At 40.5% G+C, this 20,054-nt stretch carries 21 protein-coding genes; 20 read left to right on the top strand and 1 reads right to left on the bottom strand.

The window, feature by feature from the left end; genetic code table 11:
- Nucleotides 1-25 precede the first annotated feature (25 nt).
- From tcuA to FHY47_RS06900, 17 genes are all read left to right on the top strand, one after another.
- Nucleotides 26-1,528: an FAD-dependent tricarballylate dehydrogenase TcuA gene (gene tcuA / locus FHY47_RS06980; RefSeq protein WP_140461637.1), complete on the top strand. Its 1,503-nt coding sequence runs from the start codon at nt 26-28 to the stop codon at nt 1,526-1,528.
- Nucleotides 1,529-1,550: 22 nt separating this feature from the next.
- The gene (locus FHY47_RS06975) at nt 1,551-2,408 is read left to right on the top strand and encodes an alpha/beta fold hydrolase (protein WP_140461636.1); all 858 of its coding nucleotides are present in this window, start codon (nt 1,551-1,553) and stop codon (nt 2,406-2,408) included.
- Between the two features lie 27 nt (nt 2,409-2,435).
- Nucleotides 2,436-3,644, top strand: a complete 1,209-nt coding sequence (locus tag FHY47_RS06970) for an acyl-CoA dehydrogenase family protein (protein WP_140461635.1) — start codon at nt 2,436-2,438, stop codon at nt 3,642-3,644.
- Between the two features lie 23 nt (nt 3,645-3,667).
- Nucleotides 3,668-4,621, top strand: coding sequence for a VOC family protein (locus FHY47_RS06965; protein ID WP_139891657.1), 954 nt, complete (start codon nt 3,668-3,670; stop codon nt 4,619-4,621).
- A gap of 16 nt (nt 4,622-4,637) precedes the next feature.
- Nucleotides 4,638-5,108 (top strand): flavin reductase family protein, encoded by a 471-nt coding sequence (locus tag FHY47_RS06960; RefSeq protein ID WP_139891659.1) that lies wholly within the window; start codon nt 4,638-4,640, stop codon nt 5,106-5,108.
- Nucleotides 5,109-5,122: 14 nt separating this feature from the next.
- Entirely contained in the window at nt 5,123-5,893 is a 771-nt protein-coding gene (locus FHY47_RS06955) for a 2-keto-4-pentenoate hydratase (protein WP_140461633.1), read from the top strand.
- A 9-nt stretch (nt 5,894-5,902) separates the two neighbouring features.
- Entirely contained in the window at nt 5,903-6,790 is an 888-nt protein-coding gene (locus FHY47_RS06950; protein WP_140461632.1) for an acetaldehyde dehydrogenase (acetylating), read from the top strand.
- Complete coding sequence (gene dmpG / locus FHY47_RS06945) at nt 6,787-7,788, top strand: 4-hydroxy-2-oxovalerate aldolase (RefSeq protein WP_139891665.1); 1,002 nt, start codon at nt 6,787-6,789, stop codon at nt 7,786-7,788. The genes FHY47_RS06950 and dmpG overlap by 4 nt, the downstream gene beginning before the upstream one ends.
- 316 nt (nt 7,789-8,104) lie before the next feature.
- Complete coding sequence (locus tag FHY47_RS06940) at nt 8,105-9,058, top strand: SMP-30/gluconolactonase/LRE family protein (RefSeq protein WP_139891667.1); 954 nt, start codon at nt 8,105-8,107, stop codon at nt 9,056-9,058.
- 141 nt (nt 9,059-9,199) lie between these two features.
- Complete coding sequence (locus tag FHY47_RS06935; protein ID WP_148630291.1) at nt 9,200-10,150, top strand: VOC family protein; 951 nt, start codon at nt 9,200-9,202, stop codon at nt 10,148-10,150.
- Nucleotides 10,151-10,174: 24 nt separating this feature from the next.
- Nucleotides 10,175-10,960 carry an FAD synthetase family protein gene (locus tag FHY47_RS06930; protein WP_139891671.1) on the top strand — a complete coding sequence of 262 codons (786 nt, stop codon included), beginning with the start codon at nt 10,175-10,177 and terminating at the stop codon, nt 10,958-10,960.
- A 14-nt stretch (nt 10,961-10,974) separates the two neighbouring features.
- Nucleotides 10,975-11,868, top strand: coding sequence for an isocitrate lyase/PEP mutase family protein (locus FHY47_RS06925; protein ID WP_225983586.1), 894 nt, complete (start codon nt 10,975-10,977; stop codon nt 11,866-11,868).
- The gene (locus FHY47_RS06920) at nt 11,865-13,280 is read left to right on the top strand and encodes an FAD-binding protein (protein ID WP_148629937.1); all 1,416 of its coding nucleotides are present in this window, start codon (nt 11,865-11,867) and stop codon (nt 13,278-13,280) included. The genes FHY47_RS06925 and FHY47_RS06920 overlap by 4 nt, the downstream gene beginning before the upstream one ends.
- 15 nt (nt 13,281-13,295) lie before the next feature.
- On the top strand, nt 13,296-14,030 hold the full coding sequence (locus FHY47_RS06915) for an SDR family NAD(P)-dependent oxidoreductase (protein ID WP_139891675.1): 735 nt from the start codon (nt 13,296-13,298) through the stop codon (nt 14,028-14,030).
- 20 nt (nt 14,031-14,050) lie between these two features.
- Nucleotides 14,051-14,494, top strand: a complete 444-nt coding sequence (locus FHY47_RS06910) for a GlcG/HbpS family heme-binding protein (protein WP_139891677.1) — start codon at nt 14,051-14,053, stop codon at nt 14,492-14,494.
- A 4-nt stretch (nt 14,495-14,498) separates the two neighbouring features.
- Nucleotides 14,499-15,875 (top strand): FAD-dependent oxidoreductase, encoded by a 1,377-nt coding sequence (locus tag FHY47_RS06905; RefSeq protein WP_139891679.1) that lies wholly within the window; start codon nt 14,499-14,501, stop codon nt 15,873-15,875.
- The gene (locus FHY47_RS06900; protein ID WP_148629935.1) at nt 15,872-16,717 is read left to right on the top strand and encodes an aspartate/glutamate racemase family protein; all 846 of its coding nucleotides are present in this window, start codon (nt 15,872-15,874) and stop codon (nt 16,715-16,717) included. Before FHY47_RS06905 ends, FHY47_RS06900 begins: the two co-directional genes overlap by 4 nt.
- 79 nt (nt 16,718-16,796) lie before the next feature.
- On the opposite strand, the gene FHY47_RS06895 is transcribed toward FHY47_RS06900, so the two are convergent.
- On the bottom strand, nt 16,797-17,135 hold the full coding sequence (locus tag FHY47_RS06895; protein ID WP_148629933.1) for a heme oxygenase: 339 nt from the start codon (nt 17,133-17,135) through the stop codon (nt 16,797-16,799).
- 724 nt (nt 17,136-17,859) lie between these two features.
- Here FHY47_RS06895 and FHY47_RS06890 point away from each other — a divergent pair.
- The 3 genes from FHY47_RS06890 (at nt 17,860) to FHY47_RS06880 (ending at nt 19,940) form a co-directional block, all read left to right on the top strand.
- The gene (locus FHY47_RS06890; protein ID WP_140461625.1) at nt 17,860-19,119 is read left to right on the top strand and encodes a Y-family DNA polymerase; all 1,260 of its coding nucleotides are present in this window, start codon (nt 17,860-17,862) and stop codon (nt 19,117-19,119) included.
- The gene (locus FHY47_RS06885; protein WP_316245992.1) at nt 19,100-19,486 is read left to right on the top strand and encodes a YolD-like family protein; all 387 of its coding nucleotides are present in this window, start codon (nt 19,100-19,102) and stop codon (nt 19,484-19,486) included. Before FHY47_RS06890 ends, FHY47_RS06885 begins: the two co-directional genes overlap by 20 nt.
- 241 nt (nt 19,487-19,727) lie before the next feature.
- Nucleotides 19,728-19,940: a hypothetical protein gene (locus FHY47_RS06880; protein WP_066107718.1), complete on the top strand. Its 213-nt coding sequence runs from the start codon at nt 19,728-19,730 to the stop codon at nt 19,938-19,940.
- Nucleotides 19,941-20,054 lie beyond the last annotated feature (114 nt).

Raw genomic sequence — 20,054 nt, 5'->3', positions numbered from 1 at the left:
TACAAGATGGATAGGAGTGAATAAAATGAGCGAAGCAACAGACATTGTGGTGGTTGGGGCTGGAAATGCTGCTTTGTGTGCTGCGATTGCGGCAGCAGAAAAAGGAGCCCATGTGACGGTACTTGAAATTTCTTCAGAAGAAGAAAAAGGGGGAAACACGGCTTATACACATGGTTCGATTCGCTTCGCCTACAATGATGGAGCACAGGTTCGATCGCTAATGCCAGAAATGACAGATAAGGACTTCGAAATAACGGAGTTTGGGACATATATAGAAGGAAAATTTTTTGATGACTTGTGCCGGATGTCCAATTATCGCACAGATTACGATTTGGCTTCCATCATGACAAAGAAGAGTTATGAGACTGTACTATGGCTAACAGAGCACCATGTGAAATGGCTTCCGATTTATGGGCGCCAAGCTTATAAAATGAATGGGAAATTCGTGTTTTGGGGCGGCATGGTCATTGAAGCTGTGGGTGGAGGAAAGGGCTTAGTAGATTCTCTGCATAATGAAGCCAAGCGTTTAGGCATAACGATTCATTATAATACAGCAGCGGTCGAGCTTGTCACTGAGAATCGGACGATTGAAGGTGTGATTGTCCGTTCGAATGGAAAAGAGCGCAAAATAGCTTGTCAAGCAGTCGTGCTGGCATCCGGCGGTTTTCATGCCAATGTTGAAATGCGAACAAAGTATTTGGGGGCTGGTTGGGATACTGTCCATACACGCGGCTGTAAATACAATGTTGGTGACGGCCTGCGAATGGCCATGTCATTAGGTGCACGAACAACCGGCAATTGGTCTGCGGCACATGCCGTAAGTGGTGATCGATACTTAGCTGATTATAAAGAAGGGTTTCAAAAATTGAGCTTTCCATTCGGAATTATGGTCAACAAGGATGGCAAGCGTTTTATTGATGAGGCTGCTGATTTTCGCAATTATATTTATGCAAAAGTAGGACGTGAAATTTTAAAACAACCGGGTCAGCATGCATGGCAAGTGTATGACGCTAGAGCTAAACCTTATTTACGTGAAGAATATAATGGTCGTCATGTTTCAAAAGTGGCTGCAAATACACTCGAAGAATTAGCAGAAAAAATGGAAGGCATTGATGCCGATAGTTTTTTGAGAGAGATTGAGAGGTATAATGACTCGATTGATCAGAATATACCATTTAATCCAAACCAGTTAGATGGGAAAAAAACAACAGGCCTTTCTGTTCCTAAATCAAATTGGGCGAATCCAATTGATGAAGCGCCGTTTGAAGCATACGAAGTTACGTGTGGAATTACCTTTACTTACGGCGGTTTGAAGATTAACAAACGAGCGCAAGTGATCCACAATGATTTCACGCCTATTGAAGGCTTATACGCAGCCGGTGAAATAGTAGGGGGATTATACTATGACAATTATCCTGGCGGAGCCGGTTTAACCTCAGGTTCTGTATTTGGAAAAATTGCTGGGGAGAATGCGAGTCTATATAGTACGAAACGAAAAAATAAGATGTCGATTGTGAATAAAATGTAGTTGTAAACAAAGGAGGATTCTTATGACGATTTTACAAAGAAAAGTGAAAACCGGAGATTATGAAACCTATTTTCATGAAGGAGGTTCGGAAAATAAAGAAGTTGTGATATTAATTCATGGTTCCGGACCGGGGGCAAATGCAAAAGCAAATTGGCAATTTGTTTTAGAAGATTATGCGAAAGATTTCCATGTCATTGCACCTGATATAGTTGGCTTTGGAGAAACGGATCATCCTGAAGTATATCCAGAAAACGGAGTACAGTGGATGTCATGGCGTATCAAACAAATTTTAGATTTAATGGATGCTTTAAATATTGAAAAAGCGAATTTAGTCGGCAATTCACTCGGTGGCGTCGTATCCATGTATTTAAATATGCAGGCTCCGGAGCGGTTTAACAAAATCGTATTAATGGGCGCCGGTGTATTGTTAAAGGAGCCGACACCTGAATTACTAAAATTAACAAACTTCCACTTAGATCCGAGTAAAGAGAACTTACGCAATCTATTAAGCTGGTTCGTTTATGATTTAGATAAAATGGAGGATTTCGTGACCCAAGTGGTCGAAGCACGTTTTGAAATGTTCCAGCGTCCAGAAATTTTCCGTTCTTATCGTGAAAACTTTACCAAGTCATCCTTAACCGAAATGCTGATTCCACAAACGGCACTTGAGAGAATGAAAAATGAATTTTTATTAATCCATGGTTACTACGATCGGTTTGTTCCTTTACAAAGCAGCCTTTACGCTTTAGAACACTTACCAAATGCCGAACTGCGCGTATTTAAAAAATGCGGCCACTGGGCCATGATTGAGCAACGTGAGGAGTTTTTACACGCAACCAAACATTTCTTTACAAAGGATAAAACGCAAGTTGAAATTTAAGAATATTCAAAAAGTGGGGGTGAACTTATGAGTGAAACTATAGTAAAAAGAGAAGAAATCAGCGAGGTATTAATCGAAAAGGCGCGTTCGCTGCAAAAGCAATTACGTGATGCAACCCTTGAAATTGATCAAACGAGCAAAATATCAGACGAGATTATTCAGGCGATACGTGAGAACGGATTACTGAAAATCCTTCGACCAAAAATGTTCGGAGGCTTTGAAACAGATATGCGTACGTATTTTGATGTAGTCACAGAAATTAGCCGCGGAAATCCGTCAGCCGGCTGGTTCGTATCGTTAAGCAATATTCGTGATTACATGATTTCATATGCATTTGGGCGCGAAGCTCTGCACGAGATTTTTGGACCGAATCGTGACCAGGATGTCGTTCTAGCCGGGAACTTCAAACCGATTCGTATTGATATTGAAAAGGTCGATGGTGGTTATTTTATCAAAGATGCACAATGGCCATTTGTTTCTGGATCTCCATATGCAGACTGGTTCTACTTTGGGGCACCGGTAGATGATGGGAATGGCGGAGTAGAAATGGCGATTTTAGTCATCCCACGGAGAGATGTAGAAGTAATGGATGACTGGAATGTAGTTGGTTTACGTGGTTCAGGCAGTAATAGTGTAGTAGTCAAGGATGTCTTTATTCCTGACCATCGTGTGTCATTAGATCGACTGGCACAGCAAGGTCACTATATTATTGAAGAATTACAGGGGAATCCATTATATCGAACGCCGTTTGTGCCATCCTTAACCTTGTCTATTGCAGCCCCAGCACTGGGAATTGCCCAAGGTGGATTTGATCTACATAAGGAGCGTGTGTCAAAAGCAAGCATTGGAAATACCTTTTATTCCAAAATGAGCGAGGCTGCCGTGACACATTTACAAATTTCTGAGACTGATATGAAACTGGAATGTGCTCGCATGCTGTTTAATCAAGCTATCAATGATTTAGATGATTATTCAACACGCGGACAGGATTTCACACAAAAGGAAAGTATTCGAATCAAAGCTATGTTTGGATATGCCAACCAGCTCTGCAAAGAAGCTTTTGATCTCATGCTTGCAGGAGCAGGATCTGTATTTGCTTACAATAATAATGTATTCCAAACCTTTTATCGTGATTTTATTTCTATGCATTTACACGGCTTCATTACTCCATCGAGTTTATTAGAGACATATGGACGCACTATGTGTGATTTGGAACCAAATACGTATTTTGCTTGATTGATAAATAGGAGGTAGGGAAAATGAGTAAACCGGAAATTTCAAAATTAGGGCATTTTGGATTAGTAAGTACAGATTTAGAGAAATCATTATGGTTCTTTAAAGAAGTTATTGGTTTGGAAGAAACAGATGTTCAGGATGGTGTGCATTATTTGCGTGCTTGGGGGGATTTTGAGCATCATACATTAACGATTCGTGCAGGAGAAGAATCCCATTTGGATCATATTGCCTGGCGTACAAAACGTCGTGAAGATGTGGATCTATTTGCGGAGCAGTTGCAAAATAGTGGTATGACAATCGAATGGGTAGAAGAAGGGGCAGAAAAAGGACAGGGGAAGGCATTTCGCTTTAAACTCCCTAGTAATCATACATTTGAAATTTACTTCGATATGGAAAAAACCTTGGCTTCACCTGAAACACGTTCTGTATTAAAAAACCAAACACATAAGTCTTGGAATCGTGGGGTTTCACCCCGAAGGATTGACCATGTTAATCTATTAAGCTCTCTTCCGGCTAACGAGCTATCCGATTTTATGCAAGAACACTTAGGTTTCAATTTACGGGAATATGTAGAAGCACCGGACGGTACCTATGTAGGTGCCTGGTTAAGTGTGACACCGCTTGTCCATGATATTGCATTTAGCTTTGATCCGAATTCACCATCCACACATGAAGTTCACCATATTGCCTATTGGTTGGATAACGCACAGGATTTATTGCGTGCAGCTGATATTTTGAAGGAGAATGGAATTTACTTCAAAGGACCAGGGAAGCACGGAATCTCGCAGGCTATGTATATTTATGCCATTGATCCAGGCAGTGGGGTAAGGCTGGAGATCTTCACAAATGGTTATCTCATTTTTGAACCGGATTGGGAGCCAATTCGTTGGACAGTCGAAGAAATGGAGATTGGTTTCACCTATTGGGGAGACCAAATGGACGCCAATACTGAAAACAATCCAACCATTAAAGCATAAAAAGGAGGTTAACCAAATGGATGATCGTTTATTTCGAAATGCAATGAGTAAGTTTGCTACGGGCGTGACCGTCATAACAACAGAGCATGAAGGACAGGCTCACGGTATGACAGCAAATGCATTTATGTCCGTCTCACTCGATCCGAAATTGGTTGTCATTTCAATCGGTGAAAAAGCGCGTTGTTTAAATAAAATCCGTGAAAGTAAACAGTTTGCGGTCAATATTCTGGCAGAGGATCAACAAGACTATTCAATGATTTTTGCTGGACAGAAGAAAGACGGTGCTGCTATTACATTTGATCGATTGGCGGATGTTCCGGTATTAAGCGGTGTTTTGGCACAGATTAGTTGTGACGTTGTTTCAGAGTATGTTGAAGGAGACCATACCTTATTTATTGGTAAAGTCCGGGCAATCCAGCTTGAAGATAAAAATCCCCTTGTATTCTTTGCGGGGCAATACAGGTTATTAGAGTCTGTAACCGTTTAAGGAGGCCATGTAAATTGGATATTCAAAAAGCAGCTTTCGATTTACTTGTAGCTGAACGTTTGAAAACACCGATTGAACCTTTTACATCGTCAACCGATCTCTCGGTTGACGATGCTTATCGTATTCAGCTTTTGCAAATTAATGAGAAGTTAAAAGATGCACATTTGGTAGGAATGAAGATTGGTTTAACAAGTAAAGTTATGCAAACGATGTTTAATGTCGATACTCCTGATTTTGGGCATATTTTAAATACGATGGTATTTGAAAATAGACAGACACTTTCGGTTTCTCAATTTATTGAACCGAAAGTTGAATTTGAGCTGGCCTTTGTTTTGAAGGAAGATTTAAAAGGTCCTGATGTGACCAGTGAACAAGTTTTGGCAGCGACTGAGGCAATTGTCCCTGCCATTGAAATCATTGATAGCCGTATTAAGAATTGGCAATTTAAATTTCAGGATACGGTTGCAGATAATGGATCCTCTGCCGGTGCAGTATTGGGGGAAAAACACCCTGTGCCTTCATTGGAGCAATTAGCTAATATTCGAGTTGTCGCCAAGAAGAATGGTGAAGTATTTGATGAAGGTATGAGCAGTGCAGTGATGGGAAATCCGGCCAAAGCGGTGGCCTGGTTGGCCAATATGCTTGCAGACTATGATATTACTTTGAAGGCAGGGCATTTTATTTTAGCCGGTGCGATTACGGCTGCGGTACCATTTGAATCAGGAGATGTCTTTGAAGTGGATTTTGGTTCCTATGGAGAAGTGAAACTATCTTTTACGGAATGAGGTGAGCATATGGAAAAGTTGAAAGTAGGAATCATTGGTTCAGGAAATATCGGGACAGATTTAATGTATAAAATCGAACGATGCGATGCTTTGGAAATGTCAGTTATGGTCGGGATTGATCCTGAATCGGAAGGTTTAAAGCGAGCCCGTGACCGGGGATATGTCACAATTGATAACGGTATTGAGGGTTTATCTGAAAAAATGGAACTGGTCGATATCGTTTTTGATGCAACAAGCGCTTATGCTCACAAGGCAAATTATGAAGCTGTTAAATCAGCGGGAAAGAAAATGATTGATTTAACACCGGCGGCAATTGGACCATACATGGTGCCGCCGGTTAATTTAATGGAACATTTAGATAAGGATAATGTCAATTTGGTAACTTGCGGAGGCCAGGCTACGATACCAATCGTTCATGCAATTGGCCGGATTGTTCCTGTAGAATATGCAGAAATTATAGCAACAGTCGCAAGTAAAAGTGCAGGACCTGGCACACGCGCCAATATTGATGAATTTACAAGGACAACCTCTAAAGCAATAGAAGTTGTCGGAGGAGCTAAGAAAGGTAAAGCAATCATTATATTAAATCCAGCAGAACCGCCGATTATCATGCGCGATACGGTTCATGCCATTGTGGAAGCGTCAGGACAGGAAGCGGAAATTACACAGTCCATTCAAACAATGATTAAAGAAGTTCAACAATATGTACCTGGTTATCGGCTGCGGGGAGAACCTATTTTTGAAGGGAATAAGGTTTCTGTATTCCTCGAAGTAGAGGGTGCAGGAGATTTCTTCCCTTCCTATTCTGGGAATCTGGATATAATGACAGCTGCGGCTGCCCGTGTAGCTAATGAAATGGCGAAGAACATTGTGATGCAGGGAGGTGCTATTTCATGAGAGATATTCACGTATTAGACGTATCCTTACGTGATGGGAGCCATTCAATGAAACATGCTTTCACAGAGCAACAAGTCCGGAATATTGCGAGTGGTCTGGAGCGAGCGAATATTGAATATTTCGAAGTGGCACATGGAGATGGACTAGGTGGTTCAAGTCTGCAATATGGTCTATCTGCGGTTGATGAACTGAAATTAATAGAAGCTGCGGTAGAAGAATGCACCAATGCAAAAGTGGCTGTGTTACTCATTCCGGGAATTGGGATTAAAGATGACCTGAAAGAGGCGGTAAAAGCAGGTGCTAAAATGGCAAGAATTGCGACACATGTAACGGAAGCTGATATTGGAGCGCAACATATAGCCATGAGCCGTGAATTAGGTTTGAAAACGGTTGGTTTTTTAATGATGGCCCATATGGCACCGACAGATGTTATCGTGAAGCAGGCTCAATTATTTGAGAGCTATGGAGCTGAGATCGTATATGTGACCGATTCGGCAGGAAATATGTTACCTCATCAGGTGACAGAGCGGATCCGTGCATTGAAAGAAAATGTCGGAATTGAAATTGGTTTCCATGCACATAACAATCTATCTCTGGCTATGGCTAATTCATTAGCCGCGATTGAAGCAGGTGCCACGTATATCGACGGCTCACTACGTGCACTTGGGGCGGGCAGCGGCAATACACAAACAGAAGTCCTGGTAGCTGTTTTGCAAAGACTTGGTATTCAAACGGGTGTTGATTTATATAACATAATCGATGTTGCCAATAAGATGGTTGCGCCCATCCTGCCAAGACCGCAAGAAATCTCAGGTTCCAGCCTTATTATGGGCTATGCGGGAGTTTACTCAAGCTTCTTATTACATACAGAAAAAGCTGCCCGACAATTTGGAGTGGACGAACGAGAGATTTTAATAGAATTGGGTGAACGCAAAACGGTTGGGGGACAAGAGGATCTTATTTATGAAGTTGCCCAGCAATTAATGTTAGCTAAATAGATCTATAGCAATCTCTAAGAGAAAAGAAGGAAGATTAATTAGCGATCTTTCTTCTTTTTTCAAATTCTATCGATTTTTTGAATCATGAATGGTAGTTCCACTAAGAATTTTACCATTTGTAAGATTAATTGGCAGATAAGGTTTCAGGTGGTAGGGGAAATACTTTACTGGTTTTTAGATTATGGTGATGATGGCTTCTGTAAGGCACGGACATCCGAGTAAATGGATTTCATGCAGTTAAATTTTAATGAGGGATGGTGAATAGAAGAACTTCGATTAAATTGACACACTATCCATAAACGTAGGTGATGAAAATATGAAAAAATGTGGACAGTATCGTGCCAAATTTGGTAAAGGCCCCATTTGGCACGAAGCGTATGGAATTATGTGGCTGGATATCGCTTCTAAACGAATTATTACGTATAATCCCGCAACTGAACAAGAGAATGTATATGATGCTTTAGGCTGGATTAAGGCGATCATTCCATTAAAGGATGGAAGATTTATTGGTATATATAAAGACGGTTTATATCATTTAAACTTTAAACAGGGAATTAAGTCTCCTTTTGTTATACAGGAATCATGGAATAATATGTGTTATTTGAATGATGGAAAGTGTGGACCTGATGGACAAATTTGGGTTGGTTCATCGGATGGCTTTTTTAAAAGCTTTAAAGAATCACCTCATACTGCCTTTTCGCAATATCCTTTTTCGAATTCAAAATTATATTGTATAAATACGTTCGGTAATGTTTCAGTACAAGTGGATGGAATCACGCTATCTAATGGATTAGATTGGGACAGGAAAACAAATAAATTTTATCATATTGATTCGTCGAAATACTCTATTTACCAATATCAACTTATGGAAAACGATCAGATTCAATTTGAAAAAATTGTGTATACATTTGAGATGGATGAAGGGTTTCCTGCTGGCATGGCAGTAGATGGAGAGGGAAACTTGTGGGTTTCCCTTTTTAAAGGTGGAATTGTGGCATCCATTTCAAAAAAGCCGACTCGTATTGTTTGTATCAATCCGAGGAAGATGCAGGTTATTAAGGAAATTGTGATTCCCTTATCCCATATATCTTCGTGTACGATTGGCGGAGAGAAAATGGATACCTTATTTGTTACCACGGCCTATGAACCACTTTCTGAAGAAAAAGTGAAGCAGGAACCGTTTGCGGGTTATTTATTACAAATGAAGATTGAATCTATCGGTGTAGCAAACTATGAATTTGCACTGAATAATGAAAATAGTAAGAGATAAAATTCGGTATATTTTTATGGAAAATCAATTAGTTTTAAGAAAAATGCTGTGTAGCTATCCGTATTGTTGTTTTGTAAGATTAAAACGAAGTAAGCGGAAGGCTCAGATAAATAGAATTGTAGCAAGGAGGTCATGGAGAAGATGAAGCCGGAAATTGCAAAGCTTGGGCATGTTGCACTTGTGACAAGTGATTTAGAGAAGTCATTATTCTTTTTTAAAGAAGTCATTGGTTTGGAAGAAACAGAAGAAGTAGATGGTGTCCATTATTTACGCGCGTACAGTGATTTTCAACATCATACATTAAGTGTCGAAGCTGGTGACAGCGGTTACATTAAGCGGATCGGCTGGCGTACAAAAACACCTCAATGTCTGCAGGGATTTAAACATCTGCTGGCAGATCAAGAGGTTGAAGTAACAGAATATCCAAAAGGGACAACAGTAGGTATTGGAGAGTCCATACGTTTTAAAATGCCAAGTGGCCATACTTTTGAATTGTATTATGATGTTGAAAAGCCAAAGGCACTCAATGGGCATGCTTCCGTTTTGAAAAATCAAGTTTATAAGTCATGGAGGAAAGGGATCTCTCCACGTCGTTTTGATCATGTTAATATACACACATCTACTGATGCTGATCAATCTTATGACTTTTTAATCGATGTCTTAGGATTCAATATGAGAGAGTATATGCGTGGGGATGAGGGGATTTTGGCAGGATGGTTAAGTGTTACCGCATTGGTACATGATGTTGCCTTATTAAAGAAAGACACGTTACCAACCCCTGCACGCCTACACCATATTTCATACTGGTTGGATGATTCGCAGGATATTTTACGTGCAGCTGATATTTTAAAAGAAAACGGAATGACGTTTATCGGTCCTGGAAAACATGGTGCATCACAAGCAATTTACTTATATGTCATGGACCCGGGCAGTGGCTGCCGGGTGGAACTGTTTTCCGGCGGTTATTTAATTTTTGAACCAGACTGGGAGCCGGTTGAATGGACATTGGAAGAACGCTCATTATGTAACACATATTGGGGAGATACCGTCCAGGATAAAGAGCTTAACAATATTACTATCGAAGCGCGGTAATACCTAAAAAGGCAGGGGAGGAATATGAAAACGATTATTGTCAACGAGAAAAATCTATCCATAGTGCAGGAGAATAGTCAGCAGAATGTCATGGCTTTAGGATTTTTTGATGGAGTTCATAGAGGTCATCAAAAAGTAATTATGCGTGCTAAAGAAATAGCAAATGAGAAAGATTGTTCTCTTGCCGTAATGAGTTTCTTTCCACACCCCAAAACGGTGTTTTCAAACCAGGAAGTTGATTATTTAATGCCAATGGAACAAAAGGCAGAGCGGCTAAAAGAGTTGGGTGTAGATATTTTTTATATTACTGAGTTCACGAAGGACTTTGCTGCTCTTTCACCAGAAACATTTGTACAAGAATATTTAGTGAAGATGCAAGTGAAACATGCTGTGGCTGGCTTTGATTACACCTATGGTAAAAGGGGAGCTGGCACCATTCATACGATTGCCCCGCACAGTCAGTTTAAGATTGGTGTTGAAGTTGTTGAAAAGTTTGAGATGTATGGCTCAAAGGTGAGTTCAACCAACATCCGGGAACTTCTTCAAAATGGTCAGATCGACACCGTCACAAAGTTACTGGGCAAGCCTTATCAAGTCAAATACTCCTTTAAAGAAGGCGTTGCGCCGTACTATACACTTCCTGAAAAAGGTCTGTATTATGTAAGCATTATTTTTGAAGGAAGAATGGTTTCGCAAACAATTTATGTACAGGATTGCCACACTATACTTTTTAATCGAGAATTCTCCAATCAAGATTGTACAATCATTTTTCATCAGCGAGTAACCCAGCATGAACAAGTAATTAGTTAAGGGATTGAACTGATATGATATCAAAAACAAAACAGTTTCAACATTTATTAAATGGTTCTGAAACATTTATTTTGCCAGGTGCTTATGATGCGATGACTGCCCGATTAGTCGAAGAAGCTGGATTTGGAGCTATATATGCGACAGGTGCAGGAATATCAAATGCCCAGCTAGGTTGGGCCGATGTTGGTTTAACCACGTTAACAGAAATTGCACAGGTAGTTGCCTGGATGGCTGATGTAACAACTGTTCCTCTTGTAGTGGATGCAGATACGGGGTTTGGCAATGCCATTAACATGCAAAGAACGGTCAGAATATTGGAGCGTGCCGGTGCGGCAGCCATTCAGATCGAGGATCAGGTGATGCCCAAAAAATGTGGTCATTTTAATGGAAAAGAAGTGATCTCTAAAGAGGAGATGATAGGAAAAATAAAAGCAGCCCTTGATGCTCGGGCCGATGAAGACTTTGCGATTATCGCGCGTACAGATGCACTGGCGGTCCATGGGATTGAAGAAGCGGTTGACCGAGCGAATGCGTATAAGGAAGCTGGTGCACATGCCATATTTGTTGAGGCACCAACTGCCATCGATCAGATAGCATCCATTCCAAAGTTAGTGCCGGATATTCCTTTAATATTAAACTTGGTGGAAGGCGGTAAAACACCTCTTATTTCAAAAGAAGAAGCCCAGGCAATGGGATATAAAATTGTGCTTTGTGCCAATACAGTGTTACGAGGTGCCATTAAAGGGGCAATGGATGCACTGCGAGTGTTGCAGCAGGACCAATCACAAGAAAATATTCATGACTATATATGCTCATGGAAAACAAGACAGGAGTTATTTAAATTACATGAAATAAATGAATTGGAAGTAAAATATTCTGAATCTTTAAAAAGTGGTGATTCCAGATGACTGAAGTAGATTACGATTTAATTATTGTTGGTTGTGGTGCAGCCGGAACAGCCACGGCTTTGGCGGCTGCTGAAAAGGCTAAAGAATCAGGAGAAAATATGTCAATTGCTATTCTCGAACGTGCGCCATTTGAAAAACGAGGCGGGAATACACGGTGGACAGCAGCTTATATGCGCATGGAAAACATTGATACACCTGCTCCAAACTTCGTTGAAGACATGTTGAATTTTTCGGATCAAGCGATGGGCCGCGAATATGCAGAGACCTTACAAAGCGAAGCAGGACCGACACTGCGTTGGGTTGAATCAAAAGGGGTGGATTTTGATTTTCTGCCAACCATGTTTTTGACAGCTTCACGTCCGCGTTTACTGCCTGTTGGGGGTGGACGTGCCATCATCGATACCCTAAGTCAGCGTGCCCGTGCTTTGGGAGTAGAAATTATTTATGAAGCAGCAGCCTGGAATTTGTCCCTAAATGATGAAGGAGCTATTAACGGAATCTTCGTACGTTCTGCAGATGGAAGCAGTATGCATTTGAAAACAAATGCTGTTGTTTTGGCTGCTGGTGGATTTCAGGGAAATAAAGAAATGATGGCCCGGTATATAGGCCATGACGCTCATAAAATACCTCCCGTATCAGAAGGAGGGCTCTTTAATAAAGGTGAAGCTATTCGAATGGCTTTAAATATTGGGGCAGCGGGGAATGGCCAATTTGATTCCTTCCACGCTGAAACGGTTGATCCACGCAGTAAACGTGAGGAAGCCGGAGTCATGTTGTTTCCGTATGCTATTTTAGTAAATCAAAATGGAGAGCGTTTTACGGATGAGGGTGTAACCACCATTGATGAACAATATGAAGAAGTGGCCCGTAAAATCTTCTATACCTGTGAAAATCATATTGCCTATATGATTACAGATCAAAAAATGTATTCGATTCCAAACTATGAAGAAGCACTTCAGACAGATATACCAGCAGTTGTCGCTGATTCTATTGAACAATTGGCCGAAAAACTAAATGTGAATTCAGAGAATCTCGTAAAAACGGTGGAGGAATTTAATAGCGCTTGTCCGGAAGGTGAATTTATCTATAACCGGTTAGATGGATTAGCAACCAATGGATTGACTTTAAATAAATCCAATTGGTCCATTCCTATCAACGAAGGTCCCTATATTGCTTACCCAGTTCATTGCTGCAATGTGTTTACAAATGGCGGATTAGCTACTGATACAGATGGAAGGGTGTTAACGGGAGATGATATTGCTATTCCGGGTTTATATGCAGTTGGTGAAACTTCAGGCGTATACTACGGGAAATATCCGGGTGGTACATCTGTGCTTCGATGTCTGGTATTTGGTCGACGGGCTGGTAAACATGCGGTCTCGTATATTTCCAGTTTCCAAACAACCCGGTAAAAAGGAGATGATTGGGTGGAATTAAAGGGAAAAGTGGCTCTTGTCACAGGTGCAAGCCGTGGAATTGGTAAAGAAACCGTCGCTTTATTGGCTTCTCGTGGCGCGGATATCGCCATCTGTGCACTGGATCAGGAAGAGTGTGAAAAAGTTGCTGATTTTATTCGTACAACCTATTCAGTAAAAGCGATAGCTGTATCTTGTGATGTAGCCAATCAAGAGGAAGTAAAAAAAGCCGTATATGAGGTTAACAAGCAATTGGGACCGATTGATATATTAATTAACAATGCAGGTGCCATGCTGCTAAAGCCATTTACAGAAACGACAACCGCAGAATGGATGAACATGTTTGATGTTAATGTACACGGACCATATTATTTCTGCCGTGAGGTTGTGGACTCGATGAAAAATCGCCAGGAAGGGATTATTATAAATATTTCTTCCATTTGGGGAACAAAAGGCGGTCCCAATCGCAGTGCATATATTTCCTCTAAGCATGCAGTTATTGGTTTTTCAAAGGCATTGGGAGAAGAATTGAAACCTTTTGGCATACGCGTTAATGCAGTTTGCCCCGGTCCGGTAGACTCACAAATGACGGATGCATTGGGGACTAACATTGATAAAACAGGCTGGCTGCAGCCGATTGATATTGCTCATGTTATAGCTGATTTAGCACTGCCAAAAAGCAAAGCTATTACCGCTACTTCGGTTGAGGCTTTTGGTGCCGGAACGCCTGTCGGTATAGCAAAATAAATAATAAAGGGGATAGGATCATGAAAGAATTTACTTATGCTTACACGCAACAAACGATTACATTGGAACTAGCCAAAGCTATGCTTGAAAAAGCAGAGGAAAAGGGAAGAGAACTGGGAATGAAATTTGCGATTTCTATTGTTGATAAAGCAGGTAATTTAAAAGCATTTTCAGCAATGGATGGAGCACCTGTATTGGCATTGGAGATTTCTCAAAACAAGGCATTTTCAGCTGCAGCATACAATCGTGCAACCCATGAGTGGTATGATCGCTTAAAAGATGATCCACCTTTAATGACAGGTTTAGTACATACCAATCGCCTGGTCGTTTTTGGCGGCGGTTATCCAATTCACGTTAATGGTGAGTGTGTAGGCGGAATAGGCGTCAGCGGCGGTCACTATACGCATGATATGCAGCTTTGTGAGGCAGGATTAAGTGTAGTCGAGGCAGTAAAGGAAGTGTAGCTTTTTGAATCAGTTTGATTTGATTATTGTTGGTGCTGGCATGGCAGGTCTTTGTGCAGCTGTTGAGGCATCAGAGCGAGGTGCCAATGTTGTCATTTTCGAAAAGCAGGCAGACATCGGTGGCAGTTCATTGCTTAGCGGTTGTTTTATGGCGTTTGCTGAAACAGAACTTCAAAGTAAGCTTGGCATAAGTGATACTACCGAGAGTTTGATGAATGATTTGTATGTTGTCGGTCAATTTAAAAATGATAAAAATCTGGTTCAGGCATATGGGAAACATCAGCTTTCCACTTATAACTGGTTAGTTTCACATGGAGTAATATTTCAAAATTGTCAGGCCGTAAGTGGCCATTCAAGCCCTCGGGGGCATACGATCATTCCTGATCAGGCCATTCAAACACTGAAAAACCATGCTTTGAATAATGGTGTTTCACTGCATGTTAATAGTCCTGTCGTACGTTTGCTAACTGAGCAACAAAAAGTAGTGGGTGTACTTTATCAACAAAATGGCGAGCAAAAGGAATGCTATACATCTAAAGGGGTCGCTTTAACCGCAGGTGGATTCTCACAAAGTGAAGATTTATTAGGAGCCTTTGCACCACAGCTTGAACACACAATCAGGTTAGGTGGAGAAGGGAACCATGGAGATGGCATTAAATTAGCAGCTTCCGTAGGTGCCTGGTTAGAGGATTTTCCATACTTAAAAGGAACATACGGCTTTCATCCGAGTTCTACTAATCAAAAGAAACGGCAGGCTCATGCCTTTTATAAAGGCGGCATCATTGTGAATGAACAGGGGAAACGATTTGTTAATGAGTCGATTTCCTACAAATTATTGGGTGATGCTGCATTGCAGCAGCCTAATCAACATACATTTCAAGTTTGGGATCAAACGGTTATGGATCAGGGTGTCGAACATGATGCGCTATATGATTTTCAATTATTGTTTAATGAAGGCTTAATTATCCAGGCTGAGACACTTGAGGAATTGGCCGAAAAAACAGGTCTCCCAAGTCAATCTCTTCACCAAACGATTGACTCATATAATAGGCATCTTATTACCAGTGATGACCCATTCGGTCGTAACACATTGACCCATACATTTGGTAAGCCACCCCCGATTCAAACCGGTCCTTTTTACGCAATGGAAACAGTGACTGCTATGCTCGCTACATATGCAGGAGTTCGTGTAAACGAGGATGCAGAAGTTTTAAATCCGTTCGGCGACCCAATTAAAGGATTATATGCAGCCGGAGAAATGGTGGGTGGCTTCCATGGAGCGGGTTATATGACAGGGAGCTCGCTCGGAAAGGCAGCTATTTTTGGACGTATTGCTGCTGAACAAGCCCTTCGAATAAAGGAAGAGGAGGTAGCGCGATGAAAATTTGGCATCAAAGCTTAACTTCCATTGAAGACATACCTGAATATCGTGATGCGGTCATACAGCATGTATCCAAAATTGCTCGACCAGATGTTGATGTCGTCTTACATGGAATGACAAAGGAGACTTATCCTGCTCAATACCCGGGGCACTATATTACCTACAACTATCTGCAAAGCCTGCATAAAGAGCAATTTATTCGAAACACATTGATTGCTGAAAGGGCAGGGTATGATGCTGTTTTTATAGCTACCATACCGGATGTCGGCTTGATTGAGGCTCGTTCATTAGTGGACATCCCGGTTATTGGCTACGGCCAGGCATCCATGCATATTGCCTCAATGCTTGGAACAAGAATAGGCATCGTGAATTTTTTAGCTCCACTGGCAGATCAGTTACGTTTTAATGCGAAGCAATATGGTCTTGAACAAAAATTGGGCCCGATTATTCAGGCGGATATTGGATTTTATGATATTTTGGAAGGATTTAAAAATCCTGAGCCGATTTTGGAGAAATTTAAAGCTGCCGCAAAAACAGCTATTGCCGAAGGGGCAGATGTCATTATTCCTGGAGAAGGTCCGATGAATATATTTTTAGCAACCCACGGTATTCATCATATTGAAGATGTCCCGATTATCGATTCATTCGGCTCGGCCATTAAAATGTGTGAATCACTTGTCGATTTGCAGAAAATTAGTGGTATGACGACTACGCGAAAAGGGTATTATCATGCAAAACCACCCGAAGAGATTGTTGAAAAACTGCGTGACTATTATCAGTTGCAAGCTATAACCAAGGAAATGGATTTTGGATTATCTGTGCGTGAGTTTGCTGCTAATTAATACAATTGAGCATGATTATATTGATAGAATATAGCATAAAAGGTCTTTCCTAAGTTTTTGGAAAGACCTTTTGCGTACATTATTTTGTTGGAGCTGCTTCTTTTACAGACGCTACTCTAAATGTAGTTTGTTGGCTTCCTAACATAGGAGAGTCCTGTTTAGCTTCATCCGGTTTGCCTTCCGGACGTTTGTGCGCTTTTTTGAAGGAGTCGCTGTTTTTCCAGGCAAGGAAGCTTTCTTCATCCTCCCAGTACATATTGACGCTCATCTCATCATATTCTGTCAGGCCCTCTGTAAGTAAAACCTCTACTTTAACAAATCCTTTAAATTTATCTAATTCGTTACCGGAAGTGAAACGGCCTGCCATTTTTTCTGCGAAACCTGGTTTGGTTTTAATTTTGTTTTGAACAACAATCATGTGATCATTCTCCTTTTATTTTTATTTTTCTGGAAAATATATCAGATTACTTCTTTGAAAATCACTCTTACACTGCTATTATATATCTTTTTCGAAGATTTTGAATTCATTATGCTTTAGGATTTGCTAATCATGGCTCTATCATATTTTTTCTATATGATTGAAAAGCATTGCATGATGAAATAACCAACATAGTTCGTTCATCCTTCTATATAACCCTTCAAATAGATTAGTAATCAATTTTTCTATTATTTTTTGCAAAAAGATCTTAAATTAAGAGTTTTCGAGACTTACGAGTCAAAATTTGAGTGACTAAATGACTGTATAAGCTAGATTAGTCTAGTAATCCAGCCGATTTTCGCAGGAATTGAGCGGAAATTGATATTAATTGAGCGGAATTCCATATAATCGAGCGGAAATGGAGTGGAATTGAGCGATTTTCGTAATAATTGAACGAAACTCAACATAATTGCTCTAATTTACTTATTTATGAGCGAATTGAAAAGGAGAAAAGTGAAAATAATAGTAGATGAAGCGACTGTTTTTAAAACGTTTTCGTAAATTTTTATGGTGAACTATGTCCGTTGTCTTAAAGTATTTGCACGCTTGCATGGACTTATACATAAATTGTAAATAATTTTCCATTGAACACGAACGTATATTCGCTTATCATTAAGAATATAATAAAGGCGAACATACATTCTATTTAAAAGAAGGTTTTTACATGATTGATTACAGTACTTTACCGCATCATTATGTTATGTGCGTGGATATGAAAAGTTTTTTTGCCAGCTGTTCAGCGGTGATGATGGGACTGGATCCGCTTGAATGTTATTTGGCTGTGGTGAGTGACACGGAACGGAGCGGCAGTGTGGTGCTGGCTTCATCGCCCAAAATGAAGAAAGAGTTTGGCATCAAGACGGGCTCAAGATTGTTTGAGATTCCGGATGATCCGCGCATTATAAAGGTTAATCCTAATATGGCTACGTATTTGCGTATCTCTACTGAAATCAGCCGTTTATTCAATCGATATGTACCTAAAAGCGCAATTCATACGTACAGTGTGGATGAAAGCTTCTTAAAGGTGGATGGGACGACTCGTCTATGGGGAGATATCGTAGAAATTGCTGAAAAAATCCAAGATGAAATTGATCGGGAATTCCAGCTTCCATGCGCGATTGGGATCGGTCCGAATATGCTGCTTGCTAAGCTGTGTCTTGATTTAGAAGCCAAGAAAAAAGGAATCTCCCAATGGACCTATGAGGATGTACCAGAAAAATTATGGCCCTTATCCCCCTTGAGCGAAATGTGGGGAATCGGAAAGCCGATGGAAAAGAAACTGAATGGAATGGGGATTTTTTCAATCGGTCAATTGGCGCGTTATGATCTGGAGACGCTTGAAAAGAAGTTTGGCATTATGGGCAATCAATTGTACCACCATGCTTGGGGTGTTGATTTATCGGATATCGGTGCTCCGATTATGGAAGGACAAATCAGCTTTGGAAAAGGCCAGGTATTACTGCGTGATTATAAAAAGCCTGAGGAAATCAAGCATGTCATTCTGGAAATGAGTGAGGAAGTAGCAAGAAGAACACGTGCAAGCGGGATGGCGGGCAGAACCGTCAGCTTGGGAATTTATTATAGCCAGGATGAATTTGGAGGCGGATTTCATCGCTCTATGACAAGAGAAACGCCGACCAATATTACGATGGATATTTATGAAATGTGTTTAACCTTGTTTGAACGGTTTTATACAGGCAAAACAGTTAGGAAAATTTCTATTACACTTTCGAATGTTATCCCCGATCGAGAGATGCAAATCAGTCTATTTGACCAGGATAGCTGGCGCAAACGCGAACTTGGCTTTGTGATGGATCGAATGCGTAAAAAATTTGGATCCAATGCGATTTTACGTGCCGTATCGTATACAGAGGCAGGAACGGCCAAGCATCGCAGTACATTGGTTGGAGGACATAGAGCATAACAGACAAGTGAAATGGAGGCTGCAGGGAATGATTCGAGATCGCGGAAAAATAAAATGGACATCAATGATGCTGCCTGAGCACGTAACAATGCTTAGAGAATGGGCACAAGAGGACAGCTATGAAACAAGGAATGAGCTTGATGAACAGCAAGTGGAAGCGATGAATACGATAATTATGGAGGCTTTGGAATATGGGAAGCCTGTGATGATCCGCTATTACCGTACAGCCAGTCGCCGGTACGGGACGGTAGAAGGACATATTCATTATTGTAATGAACAGGCTCAAAAGCTTCATATCGTTGATGAGGACGGAGATATTTGTTTTGTATTTTATCAGGAAATTATGGACGTACAATTGAAAAATTGATGGCCTTCAATTTGCTATAAGCTTATGCATATGTTGGTTATGGCTCTTCTTTTTTGTTCTAAATAAACTTTACTACCCAATTTTGAGGACATGAAAACGCAAATATTAGACAAAATTCCACAAAAAGTTTACTATGTATATAGACCTAGAAGTAAGAAATATACAGATAATGAATTTTTAACATCGATTTCAGTTCTGATAACTTTGCCATGGGATATCAAAACAAAAGGGGTAAAGAAAAATGGAAAAAGAAAAATATAGCACGATTTATCAAGCACCTTATGGATTAGTTATAGGAGAGTTAAAAAAAGAAATGACTAAAGAAGATGCTGTAGCATTAGGGCAAAAATATTGCTCAGAGAATGGTTTCAGTTATAAAGGTACGTATACTGGCGATGAAGCAGTGGCGGCTTTACAAAGTTTGATACAAAAACATACGAGAGCAGTTCATTAAGCTGAACGTTCATTTTTAAGACATAGAGGCAGTGTTCATTGAATGCTGCTTTTTTTATTTCAGATTTAATTATTAACAGGTTTGCGGGTTAAGTGAAATCGGGAACCTATGAGA

It is taken from the genome of Bacillus sp. E214 (assembly GCF_008087365.1).
In the GTDB taxonomy this organism is placed as follows: Bacteria; Bacillota; Bacilli; order Bacillales; family Pradoshiaceae; genus Pradoshia.
The sequence above is the reverse complement of the archived record's forward strand: the minus strand, read 5'-3'. Positions and strand labels throughout refer to the sequence as shown.